The organism is Ralstonia sp. PBBBR1 (assembly GCF_002256165.1).
Lineage (GTDB): Bacteria > Pseudomonadota > Gammaproteobacteria > Burkholderiales > Burkholderiaceae > Ralstonia > Ralstonia thomasii.
The window spans coordinates 75,403-89,544 of sequence record NZ_NKIL01000015.1 but is presented as its reverse complement, the minus strand read 5'-3'; the positions used below and the strand labels follow the sequence as shown (position 1 = coordinate 89,544).

Below are 14,142 nucleotides of genomic sequence, written 5' to 3'. Positions count from 1 at the left end.
ACGGGTTGATCTGCCGCAAACGTGCCATCGCGCGATGGGCGTCCTGCCGATAATGCAGAACGCCCCACCGTGTTATTTCGGCGCTTGAATCATGTCTTGGCAGGGCTGCGGCATCGCAGGCATGCCAGCGCTTTTCTGCGCTTGCGCTGCGCGGATCTGCGCAAGTTTCGCGTTGCGAGCTTTCTCGATGACCTGCCAGTCTGGCCCGGCAATGGCCGTCAACGATGTCAAAACAGCCGCCAAGCCGACAGCGGAAAGAATGACCTTCTTCATGGTGATGCTCCAGTGATTTCACGCGGGGCCGGCATGAATGCCGGCTTAGCAATTTGCGTGGCGTATTCGCTTACGCCGCTATACGGATGCCGCACTGCAAAAAGGCGCGATCCGTAAAGCTAAATGGAGCGGGCTCGGGGTGGCCGTTCGAGCGGCACAGGAACTGCGGAAATATAGACAGGCTCCTGGGCGGGAACCAGGATGTGCATCCCCTTGGCGCCGAGCGGCATCGCTGGGCTGGAAAGCGCCCCGATCACAGCGCAGAAAGACACGCAAGGAGCGGTGTCCGTGCAGTCGGAACCACTCTGGGCATGGCCGTCACCGGTGATATGGCAGGGGTGTCCTTTCTCGGCTTGTACGACATCATGCGCTGTCGACAGCCCTGGCAGACCCACAGCGCCGTGCATCTGCATTGATGCCATGGGGAGCCCGCGCGCAGGCAACGCCACGGCAAGCAGCACGATCATCAGCATGCGCCAAAGGGGATTCATCGCGCGCGGATTTTTGTCAGATGTTGCGTAGGTTCAAGCTAACGGTCAGCAGGTATGCGTCACGCACGCCTGTTGACCAATTCTGGGCAGTATTCACCTTCCCACAATGGCAACGTCAAGGTTTCTTTGATGGTTCCTGCTGTTTGAGCATCTGGTCCATCATCATCTGCATCATGTCCATGCGGTTTTCCATCATGTTCATGCGCTGCTCCATGGGCATGCCCGAGCCGCCCATCATCGGCGCCGCACCGCCGGCCCCCATCCCTTGACCGCCCATCATGTCCATCATCATCGGGCCGCCCATACCGTGCATTGTCTGCATCGTGTCCTGCATGGCCTGCATGTGCTCGGCCATCAGACGTTGCCGTTCCTTCGGGTCCTTGGTCTGATGGATCTTGTCCATCTGGGCCTGCATCTTCTTCATCTGCTGACGGGCTTGCTCGAAGCGCTTTTCCGTATCCGCAGAGTTTGCCGTGGCAGGGGCAGTCTTCGCTGGGGTTGCCGCACTAGGCTGGCTCGCTGCGGCGGGGTGGTGCTCGTCAACGGCCCAGACCGATGCACTGGCGATCAGCAGCGCGCCTGCTACAAGAAAGCCAACATGCTTGTTGTTCGTCATGGTGCTGCCTCCTGAAATGATGGGATTTCATTTTGATATGCGATCGGTGGTCGCCAGTTGACGTATCACAACGAATTGCTCTCGCTTGACCCGTATCAACCTCCCGTTCCGGGCGTGGAACACACTGCAATCGTAGTTGTGCCCAGACCTAATCAAGTTAAACAATCAGCACATCCGAGGTTGGCATGCCAAGCGATTCCATCGGACACCATCGTGGCGATCAAGTGGTCGGTCGGCAGAGCGCGCTGCGCATCGCTCAACCGGTCGTCGATGCCGGTCGCGTGCGCGATCCGGTTTGCGGTATGGAGATTTCCCCTGCGCAGGCAGCAGCCAGCACGGAAGTCGGGCATCAGCGCTATTGGTTCTGTTCTCGGCACTGTGAGAAGACTTTTCTCGCTGATCCGGCGCGATATCTCTCGCATGACGCGCATGACGCGCATGACCACGACGGCGCGGCCCATGATCACGCGCCAACCGGAGTTGCTGCGGTGTCCGCAAGCACGAAGCAACTGGCCAAGGACCCCATCTGCGGAATGATGGTTGACAAGGCCACTGCCTTGTCCGCAGAGCGAGGAGGGCGAAAGTACTACTTCTGCAGCGAGAGCTGTCTGCACACGTTTGAGTCGCCGGAGTCCGAACTGAAGGCGATGAAGACGCGCGTCACCATTGCCTTGACCGGTGTGCTGGCGTTGGCGGTGTTACGCGCCGGGGCGTTTCTGGCCTTGGCTGCAGGTGCGACCCTGCTGACTTGGGCGCCCATTCCGGCGCTGCCTTGGTTCACATGGGGAATATGGCTGTTCCTGCTGGTGACCCCCGTACAGTTCATTGGAGGTTGGAGCTTCTACAAAGGCGCGTGGAACGCGGTCCGCACGCGCAACATCAACATGGATTTCCTGATCGCGCTGGGTACGTCGGTAGCGTACTTCTACAGCGTGGTCGTGTTGTTCTTCCCATCCTGGTTGCCGGTGAAGGTGGCCGAACGCGATGTCTACTTCGAGGTGTCCGCGGTCATCATCGCTTTTGTGCTGCTGGGCAAGTACATGGAGGAGATCATCAAAAAGAAGTCCTCCGCCGCAGTCCGTCGCCTGCTTGACCTCAAGCCCGCTGTGGCGCACGTGATTCGCGATGGCAAGGAAGTCGAGATTCCCGCCGAAAGCATCATGGTCTCGGAGCTGGTAGTGGTCCGCCCCGGCGAGAAGATTCCAACCGATGGCAAGGTGACGGACGGGCAAACCAGCGTGGACGAATCGATGCTGACCGGGGAGTCGATGCCAGTTGACAAGAAGCCTGGGGCAACGGTGATCGGCGGTACGCTGAACCGGTCAGGCGCCTTTACGTTCCAGGCGACCCGCATCGGTGCGGATACGGCGCTGGCGCAGATCATCAAGATGGTAGAAGACGCGCAGGCAAGCTCGGCACAGATTCAGCGGCTGGCCGACCAGGTGACCGGCTATTTTGTGCCGGCGGTCGTGGGCGTTGCACTGCTGGCTGTCATCGGATGGACGCTCGCGGGGCATTTCCCGCAGGGGCTGCTCGCCTTTATTGCCGTGCTTATCATCTCCTGCCCGTGCGCTCTGGGTGTAGCGACGCCTGCCGCCTTGATGGTCGGCGTGGGAAAAGGCGCGGACGCCGGCATCCTGATCCGCGGCGGCGAAGTGCTCGAACGCGCTGAGAAATTGACCACCGTTGTCTTTGACAAGACGGGCACGATTACGCGCGGCGAACCGACCGTGACCGATATCCTGCCGCTTGGGACACACCAGGAAGCCGAGCTGCTCAGTATTGCTGCAGCGGTCGAGTCCGGCTCGGAGCATCCGCTGGGCGAAGCGATCGTCCGTGCCGCACAGCATCGTGAGCTGGCGACGCGTAAGGCGAACAACATCCAGGCGCTGTCGGGGATGGGTATTCAGGGGGCCATCGACGGCCAGCAGGCCTGGCTAGGAAACCGGCGCATGCTCGCGCAGCAGGCCATCTCAGTCGATACGATTGAAGCGACGCTGGCCGGGCTGGAGGCTGATGGCAAGACAGCGATGCTGGCGGGGATCGGGCATGAACTGCTTGGCATCATCGCCGTGGCCGATACGGTCAAGCCAGAGGCGTCAGAGGCCATTGCCATGCTCAAGTCGCGCGGCATCAAGGTGGTTCTGCTCAGTGGGGATAACCAGCGCACCGCGCAAGCTATCGGGCGGCAGGTCGGCATCGAGCGCGTAATCGCAGAGGTCATGCCGGAAGACAAGGTCAAGACCATCCAGGGCTTGCAGAAGGACGGCGAGGTGGTTGCCATGGTCGGCGATGGGGTCAACGACGCGCCCGCGCTCGCTGCGGCGGATATCGGCGTCGCTATCGGCTCGGGCTCGGATGTGGCCAAGGAGACCGGCAGCATCATCCTGATCCGCAATGACGTACGCGACGTGGCGGCTTCCATCGAGTTGTCCCGCGCCACGATGCGCAAGATCAAGCAGAACCTGTTTTGGGCCTTCTTCTACAACACCATCGGCATTCCGGTGGCGGCTTTCGGCCTGCTCAATCCCATCCTGGCGGCGGCGGCGATGTCGCTGTCCTCGCTTAGCGTGGTGGCGAATTCGGCCATGCTCAAGCGCGTGCGGCTGACAAGTAAGGCGCAGGAGGTGCCGGCATGAAACCCGCTGTCTGGTTCTGTGCCGCCGTGGCGACGGCGCTGGCCGCCGCCATCCTCTATTGGTACGGAATCTCACTGTTCTCGGTGCTGGTTGCGCTGATTCTCCTGGCCTGTCCGGTCTGGGTGATCTGGATGAGTTTGCGTCTTTCACGGCAAACCAGACGAGAGGTTGAGGCGGCAGTGGAGCGGGAACTGAAATCGCGTAGGAAGTCGTAAGACGGAGGTGGAAAATGACCTGGCTTTCGCAAAACCTGATCTGGATCGTGCTGGGCGGATTGGTGGTGGTGTTCCTTTGGCGCAGCCAAGCGATGCGCTCCAGAGGCGGCGAGGGTGCCGGCATGATGCACGGCGCTCCAGATGCAAACAGTGACCCAGTGACCGGAAACCGGGTTGACCCGACCCACGCCATCACGGCCAATTTTGAAGGGAAGACGTTCTACTTCGAGTCTGAGCAATCTCGCGCGGTCTTTCAGCAGAATCCTTCACGTTTCGTCCACCAACACCATCGCCATCACGGCGGGTGCTGCTAGCCAGCCTTTTTTCAAGCCGATTGCCTGTGGACGAGGAGGCTCGCATGAATGATCAAATGAACCCTGAAGATGGGCCGCACGCGGCGCACAGGACAGTCTTCAGGTCCAGGTGGGTTTTGATAGGCTTCCTGCTTGTGATCGCCTATTTCCTGTTCACGGAACATCGGGCACACGTGATCCCGTTCCTGCCCTTCCTGTTGCTCGCTACTTGCCCGTTGATGCACCTGTTCATGCACCACGGCCACCAAGACGAAGGGGGCGAGCCGTCAACGCACGTACATCCAAAGGGAGAGTAACGATGCAGCACGACACACAATCCGGCTACGGGCTCTGGTCGTTGGTCATCATCAACTCGGCCATCTTCATCATCTTCGCTTTCAGCTTCACCAAGCCAAAGACCTCGCGTGACTGGCGGTCCTTCGGGGCCTTCTCGGCGTTTCTCGTGGCGCTGTTTACGGAGATGTACGGGTTCCCACTGACGATCTACTTGTTGCTGCCCTGGTTGAGCAAGCATTTTCCCGGTATCGATTTCCTCTCTCACGACGCGGGGCATTTGCTGGAGGTGATGTTCGGCTGGCGCGCTAATCCGCATTTCGGGCCGTTCCACATCCTAAGCAACCTGCTGATCTTCGGTGGTTTCATCATGCTCGCTTCCGCCTGGCGGGTGCTGTATCTGGCGCAGCAGCAGCACCGTCTGGCCACCGGTGGACTCTATACCCGCATGCGCCATCCGCAATATGTGGCGTTTGTCCTGATCATGCTCGGCTTCCTGCTGCAGTGGCCGACGTTGCTCACGCTGATCATGTTTCCAGTGCTGGTCTGGATGTATGTTCATCTCGCGCTGACTGAGGAGCGAGATGCGCTGGCCGAGTTCGGCCGGGCATACGAAGCGTATTGTGAGCGCACACCACGTTTCATCCCCCGTTGGAGCAGTGGTGCGTCGAAGGCGTCGTCTCATTGATCACGACATCCTCGGCAGGAGGCAACCCTTCGCAGCCGCTGTAACAGAGTCCGCCACTCTGATCCTCTTCTCCACGTAATGCACGTTGGCTTGGCTGGCGGCGCCCGAACCTTTCGTGGATTTCATGGGCACGCTTTTCCATGGCGTAGATTTCAAGCATCTGCCGGCCAACTGCTCACGTGATGGTCCCTTCTGTATCCCGCCATCATGTTTGTAGTACGGTTCTTTGCGGCGGGCGCCTTCTTTTAGTCGCCGCACAACGGCCAGTTAGGTCAAAGAGAAAGCGCTGCCCGCTGAGGCTCGCGTTGCTAGTGCGCTTGGCCGGCAAATTCGAGCGCCCGTTGATTGGGCCATTGCCCATGTCTGGATCATCACAACCGCCCATTGGATATGCAGCTAAGAGTCGCCGGAAACCTCACCGCACGTCAGTGTCGCAAGCGCTGCAAGCTTGGCGAACCGTTGCTTCTCCAACGTCGCAGTCACGATGGTCTGATGCCGGAATATAAGACTGCGCAAACGAGTAGGGCCAAGATGGCCCGTAAAGCCACTGGAATGCCGTCTCGGCCACCAAGTCGCGCACTGACCGACCTGTCTCAAGTGTGTGTGTCAGCGTGGCGCTAAGCGCTTCTTCCGAAGCGCGCCAGATATTGTCTTCCCCGGCTTTTCGCCTGGAGGCCCTCACGCCCGCAGCCATGGCGGCTACGAGCAACAGCCATGGTTGGAACCGCTCGGACCATGCATAGCGCGTCCAGCGCATCGGATGGCTCCATTTCAGCCATTCAGCGCTCCACGGCGTTGCCAGCGCGCGCACGGTTGGGCTCCAGAACTGGTCATACAGCCGTTCGTTGATTTCCGAGACGGCGCGCACATGCTCGAACAGGGCACGCGGGTATGGGAATTGAATGTCTTCGACGCGACGCGGCTCAAACGTGACCCCGCGTTGGGAGTTGTTCTGTGGCGGCGCATCGGAGTGTTCCGACAGCTTCATCTCGTACAAGCCGGGCGGCAGCGCCTCAATCGCATCGAGGCTTTGCAGGATCGCGCGATGCTCGTGACGCGCCACGCTTGCGGAGACGAAAATGCCGAGGTGTCCGACATGCGGGTTGGTGAGATACACGATTCGCTGGCCGGCGGCGACCAGAGCTTCCGTACTTTCGTACACGACGGGAATCCAGCCGAGCGCCTGGTGCGGTGGCGTGATGTTGTCGCCGTACGAGGCAAAGATGACGATCGGTTTGCAAATGCGCCGTAAGTCGACCGTGCACTTACCGTCGACATGCACTTCGCCGGTTTCCAACTTGTTGCCGACAAAAAGATCCTGGATGGTTGCGACCAGTTCTTCCCGGCTGAGAAAGTAAAAGCCATTCCACCAGCGCTCGAATTCCAAAAACCGGTCACCTTCACCATCCGGATCGGCGAAGACAGTGTAGAGCTTGGTCCAGAGCGCGGACTCAGGCTTGAGTGCCTCGAAGTTCTGTACCAGCCATGCACCGTCAAAACGGCCGTTGCCCAGATCGGCAAGAAAGTTTGCTGACCACACGCCGCCGGTGAACGCCCCGAGCAGGCGCATCGGGTTGACGCCTGCTTCGCCGGACCAGTACGAGAGCGGGGAGCCGTTGAGCACCGCAGGGCAGGCGACGCGCTCGCAGCAGTGGGCAGACAGGAGCATCACTTCCCAGCCGGCCTGGCAGTTGCCGTAGAGCACCGGCGCCTGCCCGTCATGCCGTCGCGCGACCTCCTCGACGAAGGTACGAAGCGCGTTCAGGACGTCGCCAAGGGTCTGTCCGCGGCAGGGGGCCGGGAAGAAGCTGACAAAGTAGACAGGATGGCCTTCGGCGAGGGCCATGCCGACTTCCGAATCGCGCTTGAAGCCCCCAATGCCCGGTCCGTGACCGGCACGCGGGTCGATGACGATGACGGGGGTTGCATCCGCCCGAACCTGTCGCTCCAGGTGGTCGGTGCCACAGCGCGTGATACGGAGCAGGGCATAGTTGGCCGGGCGCTCGAAGGTTCGCGCATCCAGTAGCAATTCGTAGTCGAAATGCAGCGGTGGCGGCAGGCCGGCCTCCTCATGGGCCAACATATTGTTGGCGCGTTGCCGCAGGATATCGATGAACAGAATCCACCGCTGCGTGACATCCACCCAGTAGTCCCACCCTTGCTCAAGAGGGGGCTCGGCAGGTGCCGGCTGTGGCTCGGCCTGGTGGTCCGGTTCGCTAACCAACCGCAGCGCCGGGGCTGCTACACCCGGCGCCGATCGGGCCGGACGTCGTTTGCGCTGTACCGTACGGTCTGTCATCACACCACCTCATCACTTCCTGTGAAAGTCGTGATGTCCGTCACCAGACAGTGCGGACACGGGCTGCAAATCATGCGGTGCAACTGCATGGGCCTTGTAGGCCAGCTTAGCCGCATCGGGCCGAACTTCGTTGTCGCAGGTCAGGTGAATTGAAGCGCGGGCTCTTTTCTGAGCCCGCGCGCAGACTTACTTGGTATCGGGATGGAAATGCTTGGACTTGTCCCTGCCCTTGGTGTCCTCGGCGGGGGCGGCCGCCGGCGCGCTGGCGGCGGAAGCGCCAGCTTTCTCGGCGACGTGCGAATGCGGTTTCATTTTGTGCGCGCCGGAGGCTTCGGATGCCATGGGCATGTCGTTGTCCGTGGCAAATACGCCGGCCGACATGGATGCGGCGGTTGCAAGCAGCAGTGCGGAAAGGATGGTTTTGCGGTTCACGTTGTGTCTCCTAGCGATAAAAGTTGGCGGTTCAGTTTTGCAGTCCATTCTGGGTGATGAGGGGCCACTATTGCACTGACTCCTGCTGGATAGCGACCGTGGCTTGATCCATGTCAAGCCGGATCGGCGCTCCATGTCTCATTTCACCCAGCCAATAGCAGGATGTTTGGTCTCGTACGCCATGCCCCAATGCTCTTGGGCAGGGGCGGTGGGTGCGGGGATGGTTTCCATGAGCGGGGTATCGGCAGTCTGCCAACTGCTTCCCGATGGGAAGCTGACCGGAAGGTGACTTTTCTGTCATGCATTCCAGTTGCTTGATCTTCAGGTGCATGTTTCTGGCACATGGGGGCTGAAATGGCGACGGGTAAGCTATTACCTGCTACGCAATTGGATCGAATATGCCTTGATCCAGGTAAAGCGATGCCGCCCATAAAGGTGTAACGTGAATTGTGCTTGGGGTTACACCTTGGGTTTCACGAGGAGGTGCACGATGATGGTTCACGGGTTCGACATGGCCGGCTATGGTCTCGCTCACTGGATCACGTTTGCCGTCATGGCGGTGGTATTGCTGTATCCCATCGGCCGAATCCTGATGCGGATCGGGTTGTCGCCTTTTTGGGCCATTCTGGTGCTGGTGCCATTCTTCAACCTGATCGGGCTTTGGGTGCTGGCATTTGTCGAATGGCCACGGCAAGGGTCTGGCCGTCCTGGCTAGTCGGATGCCATGAAATCGTTCAGCTGCCCGGATGGCACCATGGTTCGCAAGGCCATTCCCTCTCTGGTGTCCGCGTGCCTTGTGGCGTTTGCTGCCGCATGCATGGTGGGTGGGGCTTGGGCTGAGGAACCAGACGGCCGCACGCTCGTCGATCGCGTCGATACCCTGCTGTGGGGCAAGACGCTGCAAGGCGAGTTCCAGATGACGATCACCACACCGCGCTGGCAGCGCGCGCTTGACCTGCGCGCCTGGATGGAGCGGCCGCGGCGCTCGTTCATCCGCGTTCTGGCGCCGGCCAAGGAGGCCGGTATTGGGTCGCTGCGTATCGGCTCGGAGATGTGGAACTACCTGCCCAACATCGAGCGCACCATCAAGATTCCGCCGTCGATGATGCTGCAGCCCTGGATGGGCTCCGACTTCACCAACGACGACTTGGTCAAGCAAAGCAGCGCCGTGGATGACTACACGCATCGGGTTCTCCGCACGGAGGTGCTGAACGGCGCCGCGTCTTACGTGATTGAATCGATTCCCAAGCCGGATGCCGCCGTCGTGTGGGGAAAGATTCTCTACTGGATTCGGCAAGCGGATACGATTCCGCTCAAGCAGTATTACTACAACGAGCGCAACGAACTGGTGCGGGTCCTGACGTTCTCCGACGTTGGCCCGATGGGTGGCCGCACCATTCCGACCAAATGGGAAATGCGCCCCGTGAATGATCCAGGCCACGCAACCGTGATCGTCGTCAAGGCCGCGCGCTACGACCAGCCGATTGACGACGAACGCTTTACGCAGCGCAATCTGCAAAAGCCATGAATGCTGCAGCCGATACAGTCGTCAAGCTCGTAGGTGTCTCCAGGCTGTATCGGCAAGGTGCCAGCGTCGTGCATGCGCTGCAGCATATCAATCTGGAAATCCGCAAAGGCGACTTTGCGGTGCTGGTAGGGCCGTCCGGCTCGGGCAAGACAACGCTCCTGAACGTGATCGGTGGCTTGGACTCACCCACCGAAGGCCATGTCTGGGTCGACGGCAGCGAGATCGGGACACTGGGTAAAGCCGCGCTTTCGGACATCCGCTTGCGCAAGATCGGCTTCGTCTTCCAGGAGTTCAATCTGATTCCCGTTCTTTCCGCGCTAGAAAACGTGGAATTCGTGATGCTGTTGCAGGGGGTGCCAGAGATGCAGCGCCGGGACCGCGCCATGACGCTGCTCAAGGAACTGGGATTGGAAGGGATGGAGCACAGGCGTCCGCAGCAACTCTCCGGTGGGCAGCAGCAGCGCGTGGCGGTGGCGCGCGCCATCGCGGCCGAGCCGATCATCGTGCTGCCCGATGAGCCGACCGCCAATCTGGATTCCAAAGCCGGCGCCGCGCTCATGGACATGATGAAGGCCATGAATGAACGGCGCGGCGTGACGTTCGTGTTCTCCACCCACGACCCGATGGTGGTCGAACGCGCGCGGCGGGTCATTCGCCTGCGTGACGGCCGGATCGAAGCCGATGAGCGCCGACCGCCATGATGCTGCTGCCACTCGCCGTGCGCAATGTGCTGCGCAACCGCAGGCGTTCCGCCATCACCATCTCGTCGATCGCCATCGGCCTAGCGGCGATGATCTTCAACTGGGGATTCACCGCTGGCATGAACCGCGAGATGGTCGAGAACACCACGCGGTATTTCGCCGGCGATGCGCAGGTGCATCTCAAGGGCTACCACGACGATCCGATCCTTGATCTCGCCATGCCAGACTCGGCCCCCATCCTGCATGCCGTGCGCAACGAGGCTGGGGTGGCAGCCGCCAGCATCCGCCTGGAAACCAAAGCGCTGGCCAGCCGGGGCGACAAGTCGCGCGGCCTCATGCTCGTCGGCGTCGAGCCGGCAGACGAGGCGCAGGTGACGATGCTCTCGGACGCCATCGTGGCCGGGCAGCCGCTGACGACCGGCGCGCCCGGCGTGCTGATCGGGGAGATGCTTGCTGAAGCGCTCGCGGTGCGGCCCGGGCAGAACATCGTGTTCGTGGGGCAGGGCTACGACGGCTCGATATCGAGCGGAAAGTATCCGGTGCGCGGCATCTTCCGCAGCAAGATCGACGATCTCGACGGCTACGTCGCCGTGATGCCGCTGCCTGTTGTGCGGGAGTTTCTCTCCGCGCCCGGTGGCGCCACCGCCATCGCCCTGCGGCTGCGCGAGCGCTCGCGCCTGGAGCCGGTCAGCGCGGGGCTCGCCGAGCGCCTGGGAGATCGTTACGAAGTCGTGGGGTGGCCACGGCTGCTACCGATGGTAGCGGTCAGTTCGCGCTTTCACGAGGTCACGACCTACGTGGTGCTGTTGGTGTTCTTCGTGGTGGTCGTCTTCGCGGTGGCGAATCCTGTGCTGATGTCCGTGATGGAGCGCACGCGCGAATTCGGCATCATGCTTGCCGTCGGCATGAGCCGCACGCGCGTGCTTCGGCTGGTCCTGTATGAATCGATCCTTCTGGGCATCGTTGGCCTGATCGTCGGCAACGCCGTCGGCTGGACAGTGACGGCGTATTTCGCGCGCGCGGGTATCCATCTGCACGGTTTTGAAGCCGGGCTGCGCACGATGCCCGGGCTGTCCGACGTCGTCTATCCGGTGGTGAGCGCCGAGCGTGGCGTCGTGCTGTCAGTGGCGGTCTTCGTCATTGCCGGGCTGGCGGCACTGTATCCCGCTGCCAAGGCCGTGCAGTTGCGGCCCATCGAGGCGATTCGCGGGCTACCCGCTGCCATGCGGGTGTCGTCACGAAACACGGGCGATTCCCGCTTGCCGGTGTTCGTGCTGCTCGCACTGCGCAACCTGCTGCGCAATCCACGCCGCACGGCCCTCATGGCCGCAGGCGCTGCCTTCGGCATCGTGGGCTTTGTCTTCATCCTGGGGTTTTTCGACGGATTCTTCGACCAGACGATCGAGAACTCCACGCGTTATCTGACGGGGCACATCCAGGTCGAACGCAAGGGCTTTCGCAAGGATTATGCCCCCGAGCTTGCCATCGACGATGCCGTCTCGCTGCTGCAAGCCGTCCGGGGCACGCCTGGCGTGATTGCGGCTGCGCCGCGCACCCAGGTCCAGGCGTTGGCCAGCACGGCCTCGAAATCCGAAGGCATCATGCTCATCGGCATCGATCCGGTGGCGGAGGCTAAGGTCACGTTCATTTCCCGCACGGTTGTCCAGGGACGGGCGCTCATACCTGGCGCCGATCGCGAAGTCATGATTGGCCGCAGGCTCGCCGACAAGCTCGGTGTCCGCCTGGGCGAGAAGATCGTCGTCATGGCCCAGGCCGCCAACGGCGAGCTCGGCACGGCAGCCTACGGGGTGGGGGGCATTTTCTCGACGGAAAGTGCCAGTTTCGATGGCGCATTTGCTTTTGTCACGCTGCCAGCGGCGCAGTCGTTGCTTGCGCTCGGTTCACGCGTTTCCACCATCAATGTCCGGCTGGAGGATCGCGCGCACGTGTCCGCTGCCGTTGCCCTGCTACGCGCGCGTATCGGTGGCACCGACGTGACGCTGATACCGTGGCAGGAACTCTTGCCGCAGCTCGAAGACATGGTCCGGCTCCTGCGCGTGGTGAGCAGTATCATCCTGGCGGTGCTGCTTCTGGTGATTACCACGTCGGTCATCAATACCGTGTTCATGGCCGTCACCGAGCGCACGCGCGAGTTTGGCGTGATGCTGGCGCTTGGCACGTCGCCCGCCGCCTTGAGGCGCATGGTCGTATATGAGTCCATCGCCTTGCTGTTGATCGCGTCTGCCGTCGGGTATGGCGCCGGCATTGCGCTGGTGCTGTATCTTGGGCATGCCGGTATGGACCTGTCGAGCTTCTTCGCCGGATATTCCGCCATCCCCGGGTTGACCGGCATCGTTTATCCGCGCATTTTCGGTGCGACGGTGGTCCCGCCGGGTATTGCGCTGTTGATTGCCGGCGTGCTGGTTTCGCTCTATCCCGCGGCCAAGGCGGCGCGGCTCGATCCAGTGCAAGCGATACGCCATGTTTAAGCAAGCCGTGCCGTTCGGACTTCTGGCGGCTCTGGCCTTCGGAGCCTCGGCGCAGGAGACGTCGCAGTCCGGGTTGAAATTTTCCGGTTACTACAAGAGCTTGCTGGAGGAATCGGAAACCATCGTGCCCGGCGGGCAACGCTATCTGCTCGATCTCAATCGCCTGCGGCTGCAGTTGCAGGGCAAGCTCTCCGAGCACGTCGCCGTGGATCTGCAGTACGACAACGAATTGCTGTTCGGCAGCTACCTGCACACCGCACAGTTCGCAAGCCAGAGCAGTCTCGCGCCGGATCAGTACCTGGATCTCGACGGCAATTACCTGCGTGGCGGCTCGTACTACGGCCAGCACCGGCTGTATCGCGGCAACGTCACCCTGTCATCGGGCGACACCGATGTGCGCATCGGGCGGCAGCGCATCGCATGGGGAACGGGCCGTTTCTGGAGCCCGCTCGACCTGCTGAACCCCCTGAACCCGACTGCCATCGAGCGCGAGGAGCGCGTGGGTGTCGACGCGGTGCTGGCCGAGCACAAGCTGGGGCCCATCTCCCGCATCAGCGCTGTGTACGCGCCGGGGCACGGTGGCGCGGACTCCAGCGCGGCATTCAATTGGCACGCCAACACGCATGGCGTGGACTATTCCATTGTCGGCGGGCGCTTCGGCAATGAGCAGGTCGCCGGCTTCGATCTCGCGGGGCAGATCGGCACGGCGGGCATTCGTGGTGAGTTCACGCAAGTGCGTGCCAAGACTGGCTCGACCTATCAACGTGCCGTTCTCGCGCTCGATTATGCGTTTGCGAACACGCTCACGCTTAGCGCCGAGCTCTACTACAACGGCGCCGGCACGACCAATGCCGCCGCGTACGATTTCACGTCGCTGTTGACCGGCAAGATTCGCAGCGTTGCCAAGCACTATGCTGGTGGCTACATGAGCTACGAAATCACGCCGCTGCTCAAGTGGGAGGGCTATGTGGTGGTCAATTTGGACGACCATAGCCGTTTCGTTTCGCCCCTGCTGACCTATTCGATCAAGACGAATCTCGACTGGCAGATCGGCGCCCAGTTCTTTATGGGCAGCAGTGGCAGTGAGTTTGGACATTTCCATCACATCTACTACACGCAGATACAGTGGTTCTTCTAAAACGATAGTGCTTGCCGGCTGTCGACGTCCGGAAAGCTGGGCTCGG

Annotated in this window: 14 protein-coding genes; 10 read left to right on the top strand and 4 right to left on the bottom strand. The window is 61.3% G+C overall.

What is annotated here, in order from left to right; all coding sequences use genetic code 11:
* Positions 1 to 72 precede the first annotated feature (72 nt).
* Positions 73 to 273 (bottom strand): hypothetical protein, encoded by a 201-nt coding sequence (locus tag CFE42_RS22220; protein WP_004635218.1) that lies wholly within the window; start codon positions 271 to 273, stop codon positions 73 to 75.
* 606 nt (positions 274 to 879) lie between these two features.
* The gene (locus CFE42_RS22215; protein ID WP_004635214.1) at positions 880 to 1,380 is read right to left on the bottom strand and encodes a hypothetical protein; all 501 of its coding nucleotides are present in this window, start codon (positions 1,378 to 1,380) and stop codon (positions 880 to 882) included.
* 185 nt (positions 1,381 to 1,565) lie between these two features.
* Between CFE42_RS22215 and CFE42_RS22210 the strand changes: the two genes are divergently transcribed.
* From CFE42_RS22210 to CFE42_RS22190, 5 genes are read left to right on the top strand one after another with little or no spacing between them, the layout of a single operon-like run.
* Complete coding sequence (locus CFE42_RS22210) at positions 1,566 to 4,019, top strand: heavy metal translocating P-type ATPase (protein ID WP_004635213.1); 2,454 nt, start codon at positions 1,566 to 1,568, stop codon at positions 4,017 to 4,019.
* Positions 4,016 to 4,234 carry a hypothetical protein gene (locus CFE42_RS22205; protein WP_004635211.1) on the top strand — a complete coding sequence of 73 codons (219 nt, stop codon included), beginning with the start codon at positions 4,016 to 4,018 and terminating at the stop codon, positions 4,232 to 4,234. The genes CFE42_RS22210 and CFE42_RS22205 overlap by 4 nt, the downstream gene beginning before the upstream one ends.
* Before the next feature lie 14 nt (positions 4,235 to 4,248).
* Positions 4,249 to 4,548: a YHS domain-containing protein gene (locus tag CFE42_RS22200; protein WP_004635209.1), complete on the top strand. Its 300-nt coding sequence runs from the start codon at positions 4,249 to 4,251 to the stop codon at positions 4,546 to 4,548.
* A 44-nt stretch (positions 4,549 to 4,592) separates the two neighbouring features.
* Positions 4,593 to 4,844, top strand: coding sequence for a DUF2933 domain-containing protein (locus CFE42_RS22195; RefSeq protein ID WP_004635207.1), 252 nt, complete (start codon positions 4,593 to 4,595; stop codon positions 4,842 to 4,844).
* Between the two features lie 2 nt (positions 4,845 to 4,846).
* Entirely contained in the window at positions 4,847 to 5,509 is a 663-nt protein-coding gene (locus tag CFE42_RS22190) for an isoprenylcysteine carboxylmethyltransferase family protein (RefSeq protein WP_004635205.1), read from the top strand.
* Positions 5,510 to 5,924: 415 nt separating this feature from the next.
* On the opposite strand, the gene CFE42_RS22185 is transcribed toward CFE42_RS22190, so the two are convergent.
* Both CFE42_RS22185 and CFE42_RS22180 read right to left on the bottom strand, forming a co-directional pair.
* Positions 5,925 to 7,808 (bottom strand): DUF3141 domain-containing protein, encoded by a 1,884-nt coding sequence (locus tag CFE42_RS22185; RefSeq protein ID WP_004635203.1) that lies wholly within the window; start codon positions 7,806 to 7,808, stop codon positions 5,925 to 5,927.
* 186 nt (positions 7,809 to 7,994) lie between these two features.
* On the bottom strand, positions 7,995 to 8,240 hold the full coding sequence (locus CFE42_RS22180) for a hypothetical protein (protein ID WP_004635201.1): 246 nt from the start codon (positions 8,238 to 8,240) through the stop codon (positions 7,995 to 7,997).
* A gap of 490 nt (positions 8,241 to 8,730) precedes the next feature.
* Between CFE42_RS22180 and CFE42_RS22175 the strand changes: the two genes are divergently transcribed.
* Genes CFE42_RS22175 through CFE42_RS22155 form a run of 5 tightly spaced genes read left to right on the top strand, consistent with a single transcriptional unit; the run spans position 8,731 to position 14,096 of the window.
* A complete protein-coding gene (locus CFE42_RS22175; protein WP_004635200.1) occupies positions 8,731 to 8,955 on the top strand; it encodes a hypothetical protein in 225 nt (74 codons plus the stop codon).
* A gap of 9 nt (positions 8,956 to 8,964) precedes the next feature.
* The gene (locus CFE42_RS22170) at positions 8,965 to 9,768 is read left to right on the top strand and encodes an outer membrane lipoprotein-sorting protein (RefSeq protein WP_021197388.1); all 804 of its coding nucleotides are present in this window, start codon (positions 8,965 to 8,967) and stop codon (positions 9,766 to 9,768) included.
* Positions 9,765 to 10,469 carry an ABC transporter ATP-binding protein gene (locus tag CFE42_RS22165; protein ID WP_004635197.1) on the top strand — a complete coding sequence of 235 codons (705 nt, stop codon included), beginning with the start codon at positions 9,765 to 9,767 and terminating at the stop codon, positions 10,467 to 10,469. Before CFE42_RS22170 ends, CFE42_RS22165 begins: the two co-directional genes overlap by 4 nt.
* Complete coding sequence (locus CFE42_RS22160) at positions 10,466 to 12,958, top strand: ABC transporter permease (protein WP_004635192.1); 2,493 nt, start codon at positions 10,466 to 10,468, stop codon at positions 12,956 to 12,958. Before CFE42_RS22165 ends, CFE42_RS22160 begins: the two co-directional genes overlap by 4 nt.
* The gene (locus CFE42_RS22155) at positions 12,951 to 14,096 is read left to right on the top strand and encodes a hypothetical protein (protein WP_004635189.1); all 1,146 of its coding nucleotides are present in this window, start codon (positions 12,951 to 12,953) and stop codon (positions 14,094 to 14,096) included. Before CFE42_RS22160 ends, CFE42_RS22155 begins: the two co-directional genes overlap by 8 nt.
* Positions 14,097 to 14,142: the final 46 nt, after the last annotated feature.

Excerpts from the sequence above, each read along its gene's own strand:
- CFE42_RS22220 (WP_004635218.1), bottom strand. The coding sequence starts at position 273 with ATGAAGAAGGTCATTCTTTCCGCTGTCGGCTTGGCGGCTGTTTTGACA.
- CFE42_RS22160 (WP_004635192.1), top strand. The coding sequence starts at position 10,466 with ATGATGCTGCTGCCACTCGCCGTGCGCAATGTGCTGCGCAACCGCAGG.
- CFE42_RS22185 (WP_004635203.1), bottom strand. The coding sequence starts at position 7,808 with ATGACAGACCGTACGGTACAGCGCAAACGACGTCCGGCCCGATCGGCG.
- CFE42_RS22210 (WP_004635213.1), top strand. The coding sequence starts at position 1,566 with ATGCCAAGCGATTCCATCGGACACCATCGTGGCGATCAAGTGGTCGGT.
- CFE42_RS22170 (WP_021197388.1), top strand. The coding sequence starts at position 8,965 with ATGAAATCGTTCAGCTGCCCGGATGGCACCATGGTTCGCAAGGCCATT.
- CFE42_RS22205 (WP_004635211.1), top strand. The coding sequence starts at position 4,016 with ATGAAACCCGCTGTCTGGTTCTGTGCCGCCGTGGCGACGGCGCTGGCC.
- CFE42_RS22195 (WP_004635207.1), top strand. The coding sequence starts at position 4,593 with ATGAATGATCAAATGAACCCTGAAGATGGGCCGCACGCGGCGCACAGG.
- CFE42_RS22200 (WP_004635209.1), top strand. The coding sequence starts at position 4,249 with ATGACCTGGCTTTCGCAAAACCTGATCTGGATCGTGCTGGGCGGATTG.
- CFE42_RS22175 (WP_004635200.1), top strand. The coding sequence starts at position 8,731 with ATGATGGTTCACGGGTTCGACATGGCCGGCTATGGTCTCGCTCACTGG.
- CFE42_RS22215 (WP_004635214.1), bottom strand. The coding sequence starts at position 1,380 with ATGACGAACAACAAGCATGTTGGCTTTCTTGTAGCAGGCGCGCTGCTG.
- CFE42_RS22190 (WP_004635205.1), top strand. The coding sequence starts at position 4,847 with ATGCAGCACGACACACAATCCGGCTACGGGCTCTGGTCGTTGGTCATC.
- CFE42_RS22155 (WP_004635189.1), top strand. The coding sequence starts at position 12,951 with ATGTTTAAGCAAGCCGTGCCGTTCGGACTTCTGGCGGCTCTGGCCTTC.
- CFE42_RS22165 (WP_004635197.1), top strand. The coding sequence starts at position 9,765 with ATGAATGCTGCAGCCGATACAGTCGTCAAGCTCGTAGGTGTCTCCAGG.